The sequence below is a fragment of the Desulfosporomusa polytropa genome, assembly GCF_055380075.1.
This window is the reverse complement of sequence record NZ_AP042400.1, coordinates 881612-898198: the sequence shown is the minus strand read 5'-3', so window position 1 is coordinate 898198 and position 16587 is coordinate 881612. Positions and strand designations below refer to the sequence as shown.

13 protein-coding genes are annotated in these 16587 nt (G+C 41.3%); all 13 read right to left on the bottom strand.

Features of this window, described 5'->3' with window-relative positions:
• Nucleotides 1-18: 18 nt before the first annotated feature.
• The 13 genes from infB to ACZ449_RS05950 all read right to left on the bottom strand — a co-directional run bounded on the left by infB (nucleotide 19) and on the right by ACZ449_RS05950 (nucleotide 16406).
• Nucleotides 19-2865 (bottom strand): translation initiation factor IF-2, encoded by a 2847-nt coding sequence (infB, locus tag ACZ449_RS06010; protein ID WP_464260144.1) that lies wholly within the window; start codon nucleotides 2863-2865, stop codon nucleotides 19-21.
• 38 nt (nucleotides 2866-2903) lie between these two features.
• The gene (locus ACZ449_RS06005) at nucleotides 2904-3209 is read right to left on the bottom strand and encodes a L7Ae/L30e/S12e/Gadd45 family ribosomal protein (RefSeq protein ID WP_464260143.1); all 306 of its coding nucleotides are present in this window, start codon (nucleotides 3207-3209) and stop codon (nucleotides 2904-2906) included.
• The gene (gene rnpM, locus ACZ449_RS06000; RefSeq protein ID WP_464260142.1) at nucleotides 3206-3469 is read right to left on the bottom strand and encodes an RNase P modulator RnpM; all 264 of its coding nucleotides are present in this window, start codon (nucleotides 3467-3469) and stop codon (nucleotides 3206-3208) included. The genes ACZ449_RS06005 and rnpM overlap by 4 nt, the downstream gene beginning before the upstream one ends.
• Complete coding sequence (gene nusA, locus ACZ449_RS05995; protein WP_464260141.1) at nucleotides 3466-4545, bottom strand: transcription termination factor NusA; 1080 nt, start codon at nucleotides 4543-4545, stop codon at nucleotides 3466-3468. Before nusA ends, rnpM begins: the two co-directional genes overlap by 4 nt.
• 29 nt (nucleotides 4546-4574) lie before the next feature.
• Nucleotides 4575-5033 (bottom strand): ribosome maturation factor RimP, encoded by a 459-nt coding sequence (locus tag ACZ449_RS05990; protein ID WP_464260140.1) that lies wholly within the window; start codon nucleotides 5031-5033, stop codon nucleotides 4575-4577.
• Between the two features lie 233 nt (nucleotides 5034-5266).
• Nucleotides 5267-8944, bottom strand: coding sequence for a PolC-type DNA polymerase III (locus ACZ449_RS05985; protein WP_464260139.1), 3678 nt, complete (start codon nucleotides 8942-8944; stop codon nucleotides 5267-5269).
• A gap of 35 nt (nucleotides 8945-8979) precedes the next feature.
• Nucleotides 8980-9651 carry an MgtC/SapB family protein gene (locus tag ACZ449_RS05980; protein WP_464260138.1) on the bottom strand — a complete coding sequence of 224 codons (672 nt, stop codon included), beginning with the start codon at nucleotides 9649-9651 and terminating at the stop codon, nucleotides 8980-8982.
• 89 nt (nucleotides 9652-9740) lie between these two features.
• A complete protein-coding gene (locus ACZ449_RS05975; RefSeq protein ID WP_464260137.1) occupies nucleotides 9741-11456 on the bottom strand; it encodes a proline--tRNA ligase in 1716 nt (571 codons plus the stop codon).
• Entirely contained in the window at nucleotides 11456-12529 is a 1074-nt protein-coding gene (ispG, locus tag ACZ449_RS05970; protein ID WP_464260136.1) for a flavodoxin-dependent (E)-4-hydroxy-3-methylbut-2-enyl-diphosphate synthase, read from the bottom strand. The genes ACZ449_RS05975 and ispG overlap by 1 nt, the downstream gene beginning before the upstream one ends.
• Before the next feature lie 14 nt (nucleotides 12530-12543).
• Nucleotides 12544-13575 carry an RIP metalloprotease RseP gene (gene rseP, locus ACZ449_RS05965; protein ID WP_464260135.1) on the bottom strand — a complete coding sequence of 344 codons (1032 nt, stop codon included), beginning with the start codon at nucleotides 13573-13575 and terminating at the stop codon, nucleotides 12544-12546.
• Between the two features lie 29 nt (nucleotides 13576-13604).
• Nucleotides 13605-14762 carry a 1-deoxy-D-xylulose-5-phosphate reductoisomerase gene (locus ACZ449_RS05960; RefSeq protein WP_464260134.1) on the bottom strand — a complete coding sequence of 386 codons (1158 nt, stop codon included), beginning with the start codon at nucleotides 14760-14762 and terminating at the stop codon, nucleotides 13605-13607.
• 24 nt (nucleotides 14763-14786) lie between these two features.
• Nucleotides 14787-15614 (bottom strand): phosphatidate cytidylyltransferase, encoded by an 828-nt coding sequence (locus tag ACZ449_RS05955; protein ID WP_464260133.1) that lies wholly within the window; start codon nucleotides 15612-15614, stop codon nucleotides 14787-14789.
• A gap of 9 nt (nucleotides 15615-15623) precedes the next feature.
• Entirely contained in the window at nucleotides 15624-16406 is a 783-nt protein-coding gene (locus tag ACZ449_RS05950; RefSeq protein WP_464260132.1) for an isoprenyl transferase, read from the bottom strand.
• Between the last annotated feature and the right edge of the window lie 181 nt (nucleotides 16407-16587).

Sequence of the window (16587 nt, the reverse complement as noted above, 5' to 3'; positions counted from 1 at the left end):
ACTATCTCAACATACCGCTTAACCCTTCGGGGCGACCTCTTCCATGGTAAATGCCTCAATAGTGTCGCCTTCTTTAACATCGCGAAACTTTTCAATGGTTATGCCGCACTCGTATCCTTGCGCTACTTCCTTAACATCATCTTTAAAGCGGCGGAGTGATTCAAGCTTTCCTTCATGTATAACAATACCATCTCTAATAAGTCGCACTTGTGCAGTACTTGTTATTTTTCCTTCAAGTATATACGAACCGGCAACAACTGCTTTAGGAATAGAAATTACCTGCCGTACCTCTGCACGGCCTAATATAACTTCCTTAAACTCAGGTGCTAGCATTCCGGTAATAGCAGCTTCGACATCATTAATAGCATCATAGATTACCCGATAAAGCCTGATGTCAATTTTTTCACTATCAGCAGCCTTACGTGCATTTCCATCAGGACGAACATTAAAGCCAATAATAAGTGCATTAGAAGCAGCTGCCAGCATAACATCAGATTCATTAATAGCTCCGACACCGGCATGAACAATGTTGACCCTGACTTCGTCATTTTTGATATTTAACAACGATTGACGCAGAGCTTCAATAGATCCCTGTACATCTGCTTTAACAACAATATTAAGGTCTTTTATACTACCTTCCTGGATTTGATTAAACAAATCTTCAAGCGAAACTTTCTGTGATTGTTTAATTTCTTCTGTACGTTTTTTGGCCACCCGTTTTTCAGCTACAGCTCTGGCAGTTCGTTCATCGACAGCTACCAAAATATCACCTGCTGCTGGGACATCTGCTAATCCAAGTACTTCTACCGGTGTAGAAGGCTCAGCTTTCTTGATCTTCTCGCCGCGGTCATTCGTCATTGCCCGAACTTTACCATAGGCTGTTCCAGCAATAATTGTATCACCGATCCGTAGTGTACCTTTTTGTACAAGTACAGTTGATACTGGGCCACGGCCCTTGTCAAGTTTAGCCTCGATAATTGTTCCATAAGCAAGACGGTTAGGATTTGCTTTAAGATCAAGCATCTCAGCAACTAGTAAGATCATTTCCAGTATATCATTGATACCAGTCTTCTGATGAGCAGACACCGGTACCATAATAGTATCGCCGCCCCAATCTTCAGGTATTAATTGGTATTCTGCCAATTGTTGCTTGACTCTGTCAGGATTCGCTCCAGGGCGATCCATTTTATTAATAGCTACAATAATTGGTACTTTTGCTGATTTGGCATGATTAATAGCCTCTATTGTCTGAGGCATAACACCATCATCAGCAGCAACTACCAAAATGGCAATATCCGTAACTTGTGCACCACGCGCGCGCATGGCCGTAAAGGCTTCGTGGCCTGGCGTATCTAAAAAGACGATTTTCTTACCTTGGCACATTACCTGATAGGCACCAATGTGTTGTGTAATCCCGCCAGCTTCTTGCGTTGTAACATGTGTTTGACGAATAACATCCAAAAGCGAAGTTTTGCCATGGTCAACATGACCCATAACAGTAACAACTGGCGAGCGATAAACCAAGTCTTGTTCATCATCTTCAATTTCAGGAATCTCAGTCGGATCTTCCTCAGGCGGAATTGCTTCTACGGCAACCCCAAATTCTCCGCCTAAAATACAGACAGTATCAAAATCAACTTCTTGATTAATATTCACCATGGTTCCCATCAGCATCAGCTTTTTGATAACTTCACTGACTTCGCGGCCCATTTTCCCAGCAAGTTCTTTGACAGAAATTGATTCGCCAATCCGAATACTCTTAGGTTTTGGCATCTCAACTTTTACATGTGGAGCCTGATTTTTCCCTGGTTGGTGGCGACGTGGATTAGAGCGTTGATTCCTATTTCCAGGTCCTGAACTACCGCTACTGCGAGAGTTATTATTAAAAGGTCGACGATTATTATTTGCCGGTTGTTGTCCTTGTGGTCCAGCCCCCACAGGCCGATTTTGCGGCGGACGTTGTTGTGTATTAGGCTGCTGCGCAGCATTTTGCGGACGATTATTGAATTGCTGTTGCTGATTGTTATAGCCTGGGCGGTTATTTGATTGCTGCTGATTGTTATAGCCCGGTCGGTTATTTGATTGTTGTTGCTGGTTATTAAAGCCCGGCCGATTATTAGGTTGCTGTTGCTGATTATTAAAGCCCGGTCGATTATTGGGTTGTTGTTGCTGGTTGTTATAACCCGGTCGGTTATTGGGTTGCTGTTGCTGATTATTAAAGCCCGGTCGATTATTGGGTTGCTGTTGCTGACTATTAAAGCCCGGTCGGTTATTGGGTTGCTGTTGCTGACTATTAAAGCCCGGTCGGTTATTGGGTTGCTGTTGCTGACTATTAAAGCCCGGTCGGTTATTGGGTTGCTGTTGCTGATTATTAAAGCCCGGTCGGTTATTGGGTTGCTGTTGCTGATTATTAAAGCCCGGTCGGTTATTGGGTTGCTGTTGCTGATTATTAAAGCCCGGCCGGTTATTGGGTTGCTGTTGCTGATTATTAAAGCCCGGCCGATTATTAGGTTGCTGTTGCTGATTATTAAAGCCCGGCCGATTATTAGGTTGCTGATTATTAGGTTGCTGATTATTAGGGCTTGGTCGGTTTGGCTGCTGCTGATTAGAAGTCTGCGCTTCTTTTACAGGTGGCACCGCATCTCGTTGTTCCGGTTTTGCGGATTGAACAGGCTGTGCAGCCTGTGTCGGTTCGGTTGTTCCAGTCTTTCTGGCAAAAGTTCGTTCAATAGCTACTTTTGCATCATCATCCACGCTACTCATATGATTTTTAGCAGTAATACTATGGCGTCCTAAAATATCTATAATAACCTTGCTAGTCGTATTATGTTCCTTGGCCAATTCATATACTCTATATTTGGACATTGATCCACCCCCACTTTCTTTCTCTCCCATGGCAACAATTACTCTTGCAATATCAAGGTAATTGGCTTGATGAAACCTTCATCTGTTATCACCACAGCAGCCCGTAATGCTTTGCCGATGGCACCACCTAGCTGTTCTTTGGATAAAACACAGTAAATAGTGATATTTCTCGACGATGCCTGATATTGATACTCTTTTTTAGTATTTTCTGAGGCATCTGTTGCAATAATAAGCAATTTAGCTTTACCTGATTTGATAGCACCTTGCACTGCAAAGTCGCCAGAGACTATTTTTCCGGCCTTTTGAGCCAGCCCCAAAAGCGACATCAACTTTTGTTGATTCATTCTACGATCCCAACTTTAAGTGCATTATAAACCTCTTCGCCAATTGGATGTTTAAGCGCCTTTTCTAATCGTTTTTCTTTAAATGCTTTGGTTAGACATTGCTCACTACGGCACATGTAGGCACCACGTCCGGCCTTTTTACCAGTTGGGTCCAACACAATGTCTCCCTCTGGTGTTCGAACAACTCGTAACAATTCTTTTTTAGATTTCATATCCTGACAGCCGACACACATTCTGAAAGGAATTTTTTTTGGTTTCACACCAATTCCTCCTGCGCCAAATTCGCTGACGTATTCAACAATTGTGCAGCTTGTGACTCGCTCTTAATGTCAATTTTCCAGCCAGTAAGTTTAGCTGCCAGTCGTGCATTTTGCCCCTCTTTGCCAATAGCCAACGACAGTTGATAATCTGGTACAACCACCCTTGACAGCTTTTCTGCTTCCTGAACCTCTACTGAAATTACTCTGGCAGGACTTAAGGCATTAGCTATATATTTAGCCGGGTCGGTATTCCATTTAACAATATCTATTTTTTCACCTTTAAGCTCATTAACGATAGTCTGTACCCGCATACCTTTATGACCTACGCAGGCCCCTACCGGATCAACAGTTTCATCACGAGAATAGACCGCAATTTTAGATCTCATTCCTGGTTCACGTGCTACCGATTTTAATTCGACTATACCATCATGAATTTCGGGAACTTCCAGTTCAAACAAACGCTTTAACAGCCCTGGATGTGTCCTGGACACTAATATTTGTGGTCCTTTAGTAGTTTTTTTAACTTCAACTATGTATGTTTTCAGTCTATCGTTATGTTTATATATTTCATCGGGAATTTGTTCAGACGGTGCTAAAACAGCTTCCGCTTTGCCCAAGTCAATAAATACATTCTTTTGTTCAATACGTTGAACAATACCTGTTACAATGTCGCTTTCGCGATTGGAAAATTCCTCATAAATCATGCCCCGCTCGGCTTCTCTAATCCTTTGAACAACAACTTGTTTAGCCGTTTGGGCCGCAATTCTCCCAAAATTTTTAGGCGTAACTTCAAGTTCAACTACATCCTCAAGTTCGTAGCGCGGATCAATTACCTTGGCTTCAGTAAGAGATAGTTCCAGGCGTGTATCGCTAACGTCTTCAACAACATTCTTACGCGCATAGACATGTATTTCTCCCGTAGTTCTGTCTAGTGCTACCCTTACATTTTGTGCCGAGCCAAAGTTACGTTTATACGCTGAAATCAAGGCTGCTTCAATTGCATCAAACAGAATTTCAGGCGCAATACCCTTTTCTCTTCCCAGCTGTTCAAAAGCCTGCATAAATTCTGCATTCATAACAATTCCCCCTTATTCAATTTTCAATGCTAAAATTCTATATGAAGTCTGATTTGCGCAGTCTTTTCTTTTGGGATAGTTACAGTTTGACCAGCAATATCAATCTGAACATTTCCATTGAGCAAACCAATTAGAGTTCCTACCAGTAATTTTTCACCATTAATAGGCTCATAGGTTTTTATCTCTACCTTATCACCTGTATGACGGATAAAGTCCCTGTCTTTTTTTAGAGGACGGTCAATGCCTGGGGAGGAAACTTCAAGATAATAATGATCTTTTATTAAATCACTTTCGTCCAGCTTGGCTTCAAGTTGTTCGCTCACCCACTGGCAATCATCAATCTCAATACCAGCTTCTTTATCAATAAAAACTCTAAGATACCAGTCCCGTTCCTTAACATATTCTACATCAATCAATTCGAGCGTACTATCTGCAATAATATCTGTAACGATGGTTTCAATTACTGCCTCTATTTTCTCTTTCAACACAACGGATTAACACCTCCAATTAGGGCTTAATAAGCCGTAATAGTTCTTACTTTTTATTGTTTCCTAATATCCTACCCCTCATACCTAAATATGGTAAGAGCGACTAGTGCTAAAATACGATGAAAGAGTGGGTGCTCAATACCCACTCTTAAAAAGTCAAATACCTTTTATACACTCAACTATTATACCACTAAACTGGTAATCTTACAACCAAACTTTTCATCAAATTATATTCATGCAAACAATCTGGTTTGATCTGAGTCATCCATGCCTTCTAGGCAACCATGAGTTTTAAGAATATCAATTACAGTTTTAGAAACTCTACTGCGCGAACGCAAATCCTCAATTGATGAAAAATCTTTGTTCTGGCGGGCTGCCACGATATTATGGGCAGCAGATATCCCTACCCCTTGCAAGGAACCAATGGGAGGTAAAAGCCCATTATCAACAATCAGAAATTTTTCAGCGTCAGATTTATATAAATCCACTCGGTGAAAGACATACCCTCGCAAGTACATCTCGTGCGCTATTTCTAAAATTGTCTGGATACTCTTCTCTTTAGTTGAAAGCGTATTTCCTTTTTCCTCTAAAATCACAAGCTCATCTTTAAGTACTTTAGCACCTTTGACAATTAAGTCTGCATCAAAATCGGTAGCCCTAACAGTGCAATAGGCGGCATAAAAGGCCAACGGATGATGCACTTTGCAGTATGCTATCCGGAAAGCCATCATTACATACGCTACGGCATGAGCTTTAGGAAACATGTATTTAATTTTCTGGCAGGATTCAATAAACCACTCAGGTACATTTTTAGCCCTAATCTTTTCGACATCATCAGGCTTTATACCCTTACCTTTGCGCACACTTTCCATCGTTTTAAAGGCAAGCAAAGGCTCAACGCCTTTCTGCATGAGATAAACCATAATGTCATCACGCGTAGAAATGGCCTCAGAAAGTTTAGCAGTTCCACTGCGAATAAGATCCTGGGCATTATTAAGCCAGACATCTGTCCCATGAGAAAAACCGCTTATTCGTATTAGTTCACTAAAGGTCTTTGGCTTAGTATCGTCAAGCATCTGCCTTACAAATTTAGTCCCAAATTCAGGTATGCCAAAGGTAGCAACCGTACTGTTAAGCGCTTCCGGCGTAAGCTGTAGCGCTTTTGTCGAAGAAAATAGGCTCATAGTCGCAGCATCATCAAACGGAATTGTCTTAGCATCAAGATTTGTCAAATCTTCCAGCATTTTTATTACTGTCGGATCATCATGTCCTAATATGTCAAGTTTAACTAGGCGACTGCTGATTGAGTGGTAATCAAAATGTGTAGTAATTGTTGATGAGTTCTTATCGTCTGCCGGATATTGTATTGGTGTAAAGTGATGCACATCCATATCCCTAGGTATAACCATAATACCGCCAGGATGTTGACCAGTAGTTCGTTTTACGCCAGTACAGCCTCCTAAAAGCTTGTTTATATAAGCATTACGGGCAGTAGAACCTTTGTCATTCAGATAATTCTTTACATAACCATAGGCTGTCTTATCTGCGATAGTGGCAATCGTCCCGGCCCTAAATACATTATCACGACCAAATAATTCTTCAGTGTATTTGTGGGCAACCGGCTGATAATCACCAGAAAAGTTTAGATCAATATCAGGCACTTTATCACCATGAAAACCCATAAATACAGCAAAGGGGATGTCATGGCCATTTTTTTCCATAGCGGTCTGGCAATGAGGACAAACTTTCTCCGGCAAATCGAAGCCGCCACCATAACTCCCATCGGTAATAAATTCACTGTATTTGCAACTGGGACAACGCCAATGCGGTGGTAAGGGGTTAACTTCGGTTATCCCGGTCATAGTAGCAACAAAAGAAGAACCTACCGACCCCCGAGAGCCTACCAGATAACCATCATCCATCGATTTCTTCACCAATTTATGTGCAATAAGATATAGCACCGCAAAACCATGATTAATTATCGAATCAAGTTCATTCTCAAGACGTTTAGCAACAATCTCCGGCAACGGTGTTCCGTAGAGTTGTTCGGCATTTTGATAAGACATAAACTTAATATCTTCTTCTGCCCCAGGGATTTGCGGCGAATACAATTCTTCGGGAATAGGCTTAATGCTTTCAATAAGGTCATTAATACGCTTGGGAGCCTCTATTACTACTTCGTGTGCTTTTTCTGCTCCCAGATAACTAAACTCAGCCAACATTTCGTCAGTTGTTCGAAAAAAGAGTGGTGGCTGCTTATCAGCATCATCATAACCCCGTCCGGCCATAAGAATTCGGCGATATATTTCATCTTCAGGATTTAAAAAATGAACGTCGCAAGTAGCAGCAACTGGTTTTCCCAATTGTTCACCAATCGCACAAACTTTTCTGTTGATATCGCGCAATCCTTCTTCGTCGGCAATCTTACCTTTGCGTATTAAAAACTCATTATTGCCTGTTGGCTGAATTTCAAGATAATCATAATACTTAGCAATAGTAATTAATTCTTCTTGGCTGGCACCGTTAATCATAGCATGAATTAACTCACCAGCCTCACAGGCTGAACCGAGTAGCAGACCTTCCCGATAATCATCTAAAATCAACCGTGGTATGCGCGGCGTACGATGTAAATACCTAAGATGTGATATCGATACCAACCGGTATAAATTGCGAAGACCAATATTGTTTTGTGCCAAAATGATAATATGACGAGCCTGATTGATGTCGTCATCAAACAAATAGCCTTCCATACCATAAATCACTTTAATACCAACACTAGTAGCTTCCTCATAGGCTTCCGGGAAAGCTTGCACTACCCCATGATCAGTAATGGCAATGGCAGAGTGCCCCCATTTAGCAGCCGTTTTTACTAAATTTTTTGCAGAAACCACAGCATCCATAGCACTCATACGAGTATGGGCGTGTAGTTCAATCCGGCGTATAGGCGCATCGTCTTGGCGCTCCTCGATTTTTTCTGCACGACACATACTGTCAGTAAATAGAATTAATTCATTAGCAAATTTATCATATTGAACTGTCCCCTTGACTGTCGCCTGCATACCGTTTTTAATAAGTCCGGTTGCTTTATCAAACTGTTCTTTATTATCAAAAAAAGCTTTACCACTAATACCATCAGTAAGATCAACAAGATCAAAAGTCAACAAAAAGCGGCCTGATTTCAATTCCTTTAATTCATAATTTATAATCTGCCCTGTGAGAATTACATTGCGTGCTTCCTCTTGAATGGCATTAATCGGCTGCGAAGCGGCGGCCGCACCGCGAATATTACGGCCAAATACGATTGGGCTATCATTTGCCTTTGGTCTATCTTGCAGCGTAACGGCTTCCGTAAGAGCTTCCTTATATGCAGGCGTTAATAGCTCATCACACTCGGCTTGCTCTGCCACCTCTGAATGAAGGAATTCCACTTCACAGCTATGAGCGAATTCCCGCATAATGAAGTCCTTAATTAACTGCTTTATACCACGCTCAGCCAAGATAGCAGTTGATAGTCCCCCAACAGTTTCAATACTCAGCATTTTTTCATCATATGACCAAATCGCATTTAGCAGCAGATGTTTAGTCGCATAATGATTTTCTGTAATTTGTTCAACAAATTGCGGCCAGTTCTTCGCCAGATATTGTTTCAAATCCTTGGTCTGCTGTGTAAAACTAACAGTAGCTAAACCACAGTGTTGACATAGATGCTTTGCTGCAATACCAATAGTCTCTTCTGAAACATGCTGGGCTACAGTAATATATATGACCCATGTCCTAGTAACTGGGTTTACCTCAACTTTATTAACTTGCGCTGTTCTTAACAAATTCCGGTTAACCGCATCAATTGGTAACTGATCTACAAATTGAAAGAAACTTTGGCAATTTTCCGGTATAACACAATAACTAGACATTGAACATCTCCCATCAATAACAGGTCACTATTATTTTACCACGGTTTATCAATGGAAAGCACTCCGTCAATTTCCGCCAGTTCGGCAAATACCTGTATCATATTAGCATCTGCCGGGATTATTAAGACAAACTCAAGGTTTATCACTTTTTGTTCGGGTATATGGTGCATAGTTACATTTTTAATACCGATATTATTTTTCCCAAAAAATATCCCCACTTTACCAATCTGACCTGGCTGATCACGCACAGTAATTTTTATTTTGTTACGACATTTATTACTCCAGTGACGGCGTTCCATTTGCCCAAATAGTACCAATGTTAAAAATACCAAAGCAGTACCAGCTATACCGGCAAAAAACAATCCACACCCAATAGCTAAACCAATACCGGCAACAACCCACAAACTAGCTGCCGTAGTCAGACCGGTAACAGTTAGACCTTCGCGCAAAATAGTACCGGCACCTAAAAAGCCAATCCCACTCACCACTTGAGCCGCAATCCGCCCAGGATCCTTAGTAACAGTATCATAGCCAGAAAACCCATAAATTGACACGATCGTCATCAAGGTCGACCCGATACATACCAATATATGAGTACGTAAGCCTGCCGGACGATCCAAGCTCTCGCGTTCGAAACCAATTAAGCCGCCAAGAATACAAGAGACCACCAATCGTAACACAATATCTATTTCACTGATAGGCGCCATCTTCTCACCTCGCGTAATGCATTCAAGTATAGCTAAAAAAGCGTGATCCTATTGCTATCACGCCTTTAGTACAAATTAACTATATAATGTTACAAATTTTTCAAAAGTTCTTTAATATTAGTAAGGTATTCAGCTTGTCCATAATAAAGCACTTCCCCTGTGCGTCGCACTTTGACCTCAATTAAGTTCTCATTAATGGCCTTGGGACCAATTGTGATCTTCAGTGGGTACCCAATAAGGTCTGCATCCTTAAATTTAACACCGGGTCGCTCATTGCGATCATCTAGTATCGTCTCTATCCCACTCGCATTTAACTCAGTATATATTTTTTCTGCTAAGGCCATCTGCATTTCATCTTTACTACTGACAGGAACAACCACAGCATGATATGGGGCAATCGGTGCAGGCCAAATTATACCATTATTATCATAATTTTGTTCGATCGCCGCCGCCATTGTACGGCTAACGCCAATGCCATAGCAACCCATAACCATAGGTTTTTCTTTACTATCAACATCAATAAAAGTGGCCTGGAGTGAAGTACTATATTTGGTAAATAGCTTAAATACCTGTCCAACCTCAATACCTCTAGCAGTTTTAACAGGCGCACCACAGTGGGGACAAGGATCATTTTCTTGTATCAAACGGAGGTCTGTCACAATCGACGGTTTAAAATCACGACCAGGATTGACGTTAGAATAATGAGTGTCCAGTTTGTTGGCACCGCATACCGCATTATTCATATTCATAACAGTAGCATCAGCAACAATTATAATATTCTCTTTACCCTCAAGCCCAACAGGGCCAATGTAGCCAGCTCGGCTACCTAATGCCTGGGTAATGGCTTCTTCATTAGCCATCTCCAGTTGTATACAGCCAACTTTATTTAATAATTTAATCTCATTTACTTCATGATCACCACGAACAAGTGCTAATACAAGTGTACCAGTATCTGTCCGGTAAGCTAATGTCTTGATCGTCTTTTCTGCTGAGATGCTTAAGAACTGACTGACCTCAGCAATGGTCTTCATTCCTGGAGTAGCCTTTTCGTCTAGCGGCAACTGTTCCTCACTCGGAAGACAAATCGGATGCAATTCAGCTTTCTCATCGTTGGCTGCATAATCACATTTCCCACAATAGACAATGCCTGCTTCCCCTGATTCGGCAATTACCATAAATTCGTGTGAGCCACTACCGCCAATAGCACCAGAGTCAGCTTCCACTGCGCGGAAAGTCAGACCACAACGGGTAAACACGCGTGAATATGCATCATACATTTTATTATAACTTTCGTCAAGACCTGCCTCGTCACGATCAAATGAGTATAGGTCTTTCATAATAAACTCACGACCCCGCATAAGTCCAAACCTTGGCCTAATCTCATCACGGTACTTGTTTTGAATTTGATATAGCATAAGTGGCAACTGACGATACGAGCGAACATCTCCGCGAACAAGGGTAGTAATCATTTCTTCGTGAGTTGGTCCTAGACAAAAGTTACGATTATGACGATCTTGCAAGCGGAACATTTCTTCACCATAAACATTCCACCGGCCCGTTTCCTGCCACATTTCAGCTGGCTGCATAATAGGCATTGCCAATTCTTGGCCGCCTTTAGCATCCATCTCCTCACGTACTATTTTTTCAATTTTTTTCAGTATACGCCAAGCCAATGGTAAATAGGAATATACTCCACCTGCAGCTTTACGAATAAGACCTGCTCTAAGCATTAATTGATGGCTTACTACTTCGGCTTCAGCCGGAGTTTCGCGTAATGTGGGTGCAAATAATTGGGAACAACGCATTAAGTATTATCCTCCTTACTAAGTTTATCAATTTCAGCAAATAATGCACTTACCAGTTCGTCTTCTGGTACCTTGCGAATAATCTCACCTTTACTGAATAACAGACCCTCACCTTTACCACCAGCAATACCAACATCGGCATCTCTGGCTTCTCCAGGCCCATTCACAACACAACCCATTACGGCTACCGTAATAGGGTTCTTCATAGATTTCAACTTATTTTCGACCAGCTCAGCAACATCAACCAAATTGATCTGACAACGCCCACAGGTCGGACAAGATACAAGCGTAGGACCATATTGGCGTAGTCCTAAAGATTTAAGAATCTGATTGGCGACAAACACCTCTTCGACAGGATCACCAGTTAACGATACTCGAATTGTATCGCCAATCCCCTGAGCCAACAGCGCACCAATACCTACAGCTGACTTAATTACCCCTGAGCGTATTGTTCCAGCCTCAGTAATTCCTAAATGCAATGGATAATCTACAGTTTCTGACATGAGTTGATAGGCGCTGACAGTAAGTGGTACATCATGCGCTTTTAACGATATTTTAATATCATGAAAGTTATAACTTTCCAAAATAGCAATATGACTTAGAGCACTTTCGACCATGCCCTCCGGTGTCGGACGTCCACCATATTTCGCAAGTATTGCTTTACTTAATGATCCGGCATTGACCCCAATGCGAATAGGAATTCGCCGTTTCTTAGCCTCTTTAACAACTGCGGCCACATGCTCAACCTCACCAATATTCCCTGGATTTAGTCGAAGGGCATCGACGCCGCGCTCCATGGCCGCAATAGCTAACCGATAATCAAAGTGAATATCGGCAACAAGGGGGACATCACCTATGCCAGCTTTTATCTGCTCAATGGCCTGTGCTGCAGACATATCAGGTACCGCAACTCGAACGATATCGCATCCGGCGTCAGTAAGCCGCCTTATTTGGGCTACAGTATCATCAACATGGTCAGTACGGGTATTTGTCATTGATTGTACTGATATGGGAGCACTACCACCTACCAACATTTTACCAACTTGTAGCGACTGTGTCTTCTTACGTTGCATACTTCATCACCAGCTTAAAACAAATTTAATCGCGCTATATCTTTGAAAGTTGCCACAACAAATAGCAGCATTAATAGTGCTAAGCCAATCATCTGAATAAACTGCATTTGACTAGTACTAAGTGGTTTACCTCTGAGGCCCTCGACAGCCAGTGTGACAAGATGCCCCCCATCTAATACCGGCACTGGCAATAGATTAATTAACCCTAAGTTAATACTCAAAAAGGCAGCAAATTGCAATAATGGAACAATTCCTAGTTGCGCCACTTCCCCTGCCATTTGGGCTACACCAATGGGTCCGGCAACATCAGCTGCTGTTTTGCCAGTGATCATTTCACCAATACCAACAACCATAGCTTGAGCCACAGTAACCGTGTGTTTTATAGCCAAACCAGCAGCCTCAATTATTCCTGGCTGATATTTATCAATCTGGGGAATGACACCAATAATTCCGCGCTTACCTTTTTCATCATATTCAGGAATAAGCACCGCTGTTTTGTTCGTCTCTGAAGCACGTGAAAAATTTATTGCAAGCTTGGTTCCTGCATTTGTCTGAATAACACTGACAAATTGCTGCCAGGAATCTATAGGTATTCCATTTACAGCTGTTATTCTGTCACCAGGCAGCAACCCAGCAACAGCTGCTGGTTTATCGGGAAATGATTTGCCAATTATTGGTTGATTAGAGGGGCTATCAACCCCTGCGCTCAAGAATACAATAAACAGTAAGAGCACTGGTAAAACAAAATTCATAACTGAACCAGCTACAATCACTACCATTCTTGCCCAGATAGGCTTAGCACTAAATGAACGTTCATCTTGCTGCTCGTCTGGATCCATACCAGCTATTTTATTAAATCCGCCAAGTGGTATGATACGAATAGAGTAGATTGTCTCGCCAATTTTTTTACTAATCAACTTAGGGCCAAACCCGATAGCAAATTCATCCACCCTCATACCAACGCTTTTAGCCGTAATAAAGTGACCTAACTCGTGAAATAAAATTAACAAACCGAAAACAAAAATAGTCGCAATGACAGTAGCCAAATTTTCACCAACCTTTCAAGTATTGGTTATCATTTTTTCAAATCATTTACTACTAGGAGTGCTGAGCGACGTGCCCATGCATCAGCAGTATGAATCTGCTCCAAATCGGGAGTGGTAATCAGGGTATGTTTTTCCATAGTATACCGTATTACCTGAACGATATCAAGAAAACCAATTTCCCCATTTAAAAAAGCATACACTGCAACTTCATTAGCTGCATTGAAAACGCAGGGCATTGTTCCGCCTTTTTTCCCTGCACTATACGCTAGCTTTAATGCCGGAAAATTCACCGTATCAGGTTCAGCAAAAGTCAGTGCAGATAATGTCTTCAAGTCTAAACGGGGAAACTTAGATGGTAAGCGTTCAGGATAAGATAAAGCGTATTGGATAGGTAGTCGCATATCCGGCATTCCTAGCTGAGCCATAACACTACCATCAATAAATTCAACCATCGAATGAATTATGCTCTGCGGATGAACACAAACATCAATATTGTCATACTCAACGCCAAATAGCCATTTTGCTTCTATTACTTCCAAACCTTTATTGGCCAAAGTAGCAGAATCAATAGTAATTTTTCGCCCCATAGACCAATTAGGATGCTTAAGGCAATCTTCAATAGTCACCTGACTCATTTCTTCAACCGTACGCCCGCGAAATGGCCCACCAGATGCTGTTAAAATAATCCGATTTATCTGCTGTTTATTTTCTCCATTCAAACATTGAAAAACAGCACTATGCTCACTGTCAACTGGTGAAATACTAACATTATATTTCTTTGCTAGTGACATCACTAATTCACCGGCAGCCACAAGGGTTTCTTTATTAGCCAGCGCTATATTTTTTTTTGCTTTTATGGCAGCAACCGTTGGCTTTAACCCAGCAAATCCAACTAATGATGTCAAAACAGTATCTGTCTGATAAAAAGTGGCCGCTTCAAGTAGCCCTTCTTCACCAGCTAAAATTTTTGTTTTTCCTTGATAGGTATTGACCATACGGTCAGCTGCCGATTTATCAATTAATACAGCAAGCTTTGGTTTAAAATACTCAATCTGCTCAGCTAGTAACTGTTCATTTTGATAGGCCGCTAAGGCTGTTATCTTATACTTATCTGCGTTAGCGGCAATTACATCTAACGACTGCGTACCAATCGAACCAGTACTTCCTAAAATTGCAATATGCTTCATTAAGGAACTCTCCCATCTATGTCTCTAAGCAATAATAAATGCTGTTACATAATAATATACTACTGGTACAGAAAACATAATGGCATCAAAACGATCAAGTATCCCACCATGTCCTGGTAAAATATTACCAGAGTCTTTAACTCCGGTAAACCTTTTTAACACTGACTCGGCAAGATCGCCTAGTGGAGCAGCAATTCCTATCAATATGCCCAAAAAAATCATATGTAGTAAAGGCAAGCCGCACAGATAGCCCATGGAAGCTACACCTGCAATACTGCCAACTAAACCGCCGATAGCTCCTTCAACGGTTTTCCCAGGACTAATATTCGGACACAACTTGTGCTGGCCAAGCACTGAGCCCACAAAATAAGCCAGCGTATCGCTGGCCCATGTTCCTAGAAAAGCTAGCCACAGATAGACAGCACCTGCTGATAAATTGCCAAATGCCGTATACATATAATCATATTGATCGGTAAAACGGAGAAGTAACAAATGGGCAAATGGCAAACTAATATACATTGTACCCAATATAGTAAAAGCAGCCTCAGCAACCCCAAAATTCTTATGATTGAGTATTGTTTGCGCCATAATTAATAATATGGCTAACATCATTACCATAATTAATTCCTGCGCGTTTCCTATCCATGCACAACCTAGTGCTAAAATAATGCTGATAAGACCAATACTATATTGAATTTTAATATTTTTGGCCTGCATCATGGTAAAGAATTCATGCCAGGCAATCACTGCAAGCAATAGTATTGTTGCCGCAAACAGCCAACTACCATAGGTAATAATATATATGGCTATTGGAATCCCAATAACTGCTGTTAAAATACGCGTACCTAGCAATATATGCACCTACCGTTTTTTTGTATTTTTAATACCGCCAAATCTTCGTTCCCGTTGCTGATAATCGCGTATTGCCTGTAAAAAGTTATCTGGTTTAAAGTCTGGCCAATTCGTCTCAGTAAACCAAAATTCAGCATACGCAACTTGCCACAATAAAAAATTGCTAATACGAAAATCCCCACTAGGCCTAATTAATAAGTCTGGAGCAGGAAGGTTCGTTGTATATAAATTTTCTTCAATAATTGCCTCAGTGATATCTTGTACACTCAATTCTTGATTTAATACTTTTTCAGTAATTATCTTAACAGCACGCGTCAACTCTGCCCGTCCACCATAATTTACAGCTAGGTTTAAAATTAAACCGGTATTGTGAGCAGTCAGCGTCTGAGCTTTTTCTATTTTTTTCTGTAAAACTAAAGCCAGTTCCTCAATCTTACCAATAAATCTGATTTGCACATTGTTTTTATCCAATTCATTGATCTCATTATCAAGATATTCAGCCAGTAAACCCATAAGCAAGCTGACTTCATCAACTGGCCGTCGCCAATTTTCCGTAGAAAACGCGTACGCAGTAAGAACTTTTATACCAATCTCCGAAGCTGTCATGACAATTTCTCGTAGCGTTTCAGCCCCCGCACGATGGCCTAACGTGCGGGGAAGGCCTTTCTTTTGAGCCCATCTGCCGTTACCATCCATAATGATTGCCACATGGCACGGAATTCTATTCAGATCAATTGTATTATAATCGTTTTGCTTATTAGCAGCCTTATCACTAAACCACTTTTTCCACACACTAAGCCCCTCCGCCAAACTGCAGCATAGTTATTACCAAAATTATCTCCAAAATTCAGAAAAGTTAGCCAGTAAATATAGAGAAAACACGACTTGCGCCGAGCCTTTGGCGAAAGCGGAAGCCGATGTTGCCCTTATCCTGTTCTTAAGAAAGTTATACTTTCTGTTAGGGTAAATTTAA

What these genes read in the sequence shown, in the direction of transcription:
- infB (WP_464260144.1), bottom strand. Translation starts at nt 2,865, where the DNA reads ATGTCCAAATATAGAGTATATGAATTGGCCAAGGAACATAATACGACT.
- ACZ449_RS06005 (WP_464260143.1), bottom strand. Translation starts at nt 3,209, where the DNA reads ATGAATCAACAAAAGTTGATGTCGCTTTTGGGGCTGGCTCAAAAGGCC.
- nusA (WP_464260141.1), bottom strand. Translation starts at nt 4,545, where the DNA reads ATGAATGCAGAATTTATGCAGGCTTTTGAACAGCTGGGAAGAGAAAAG.
- ACZ449_RS05985 (WP_464260139.1), bottom strand. Translation starts at nt 8,944, where the DNA reads ATGTCTAGTTATTGTGTTATACCGGAAAATTGCCAAAGTTTCTTTCAA.
- ACZ449_RS05980 (WP_464260138.1), bottom strand. Translation starts at nt 9,651, where the DNA reads ATGGCGCCTATCAGTGAAATAGATATTGTGTTACGATTGGTGGTCTCT.
- ACZ449_RS05975 (WP_464260137.1), bottom strand. Translation starts at nt 11,456, where the DNA reads ATGCGTTGTTCCCAATTATTTGCACCCACATTACGCGAAACTCCGGCT.
- ispG (WP_464260136.1), bottom strand. Translation starts at nt 12,529, where the DNA reads ATGCAACGTAAGAAGACACAGTCGCTACAAGTTGGTAAAATGTTGGTA.
- ACZ449_RS05960 (WP_464260134.1), bottom strand. Translation starts at nt 14,762, where the DNA reads ATGAAGCATATTGCAATTTTAGGAAGTACTGGTTCGATTGGTACGCAG.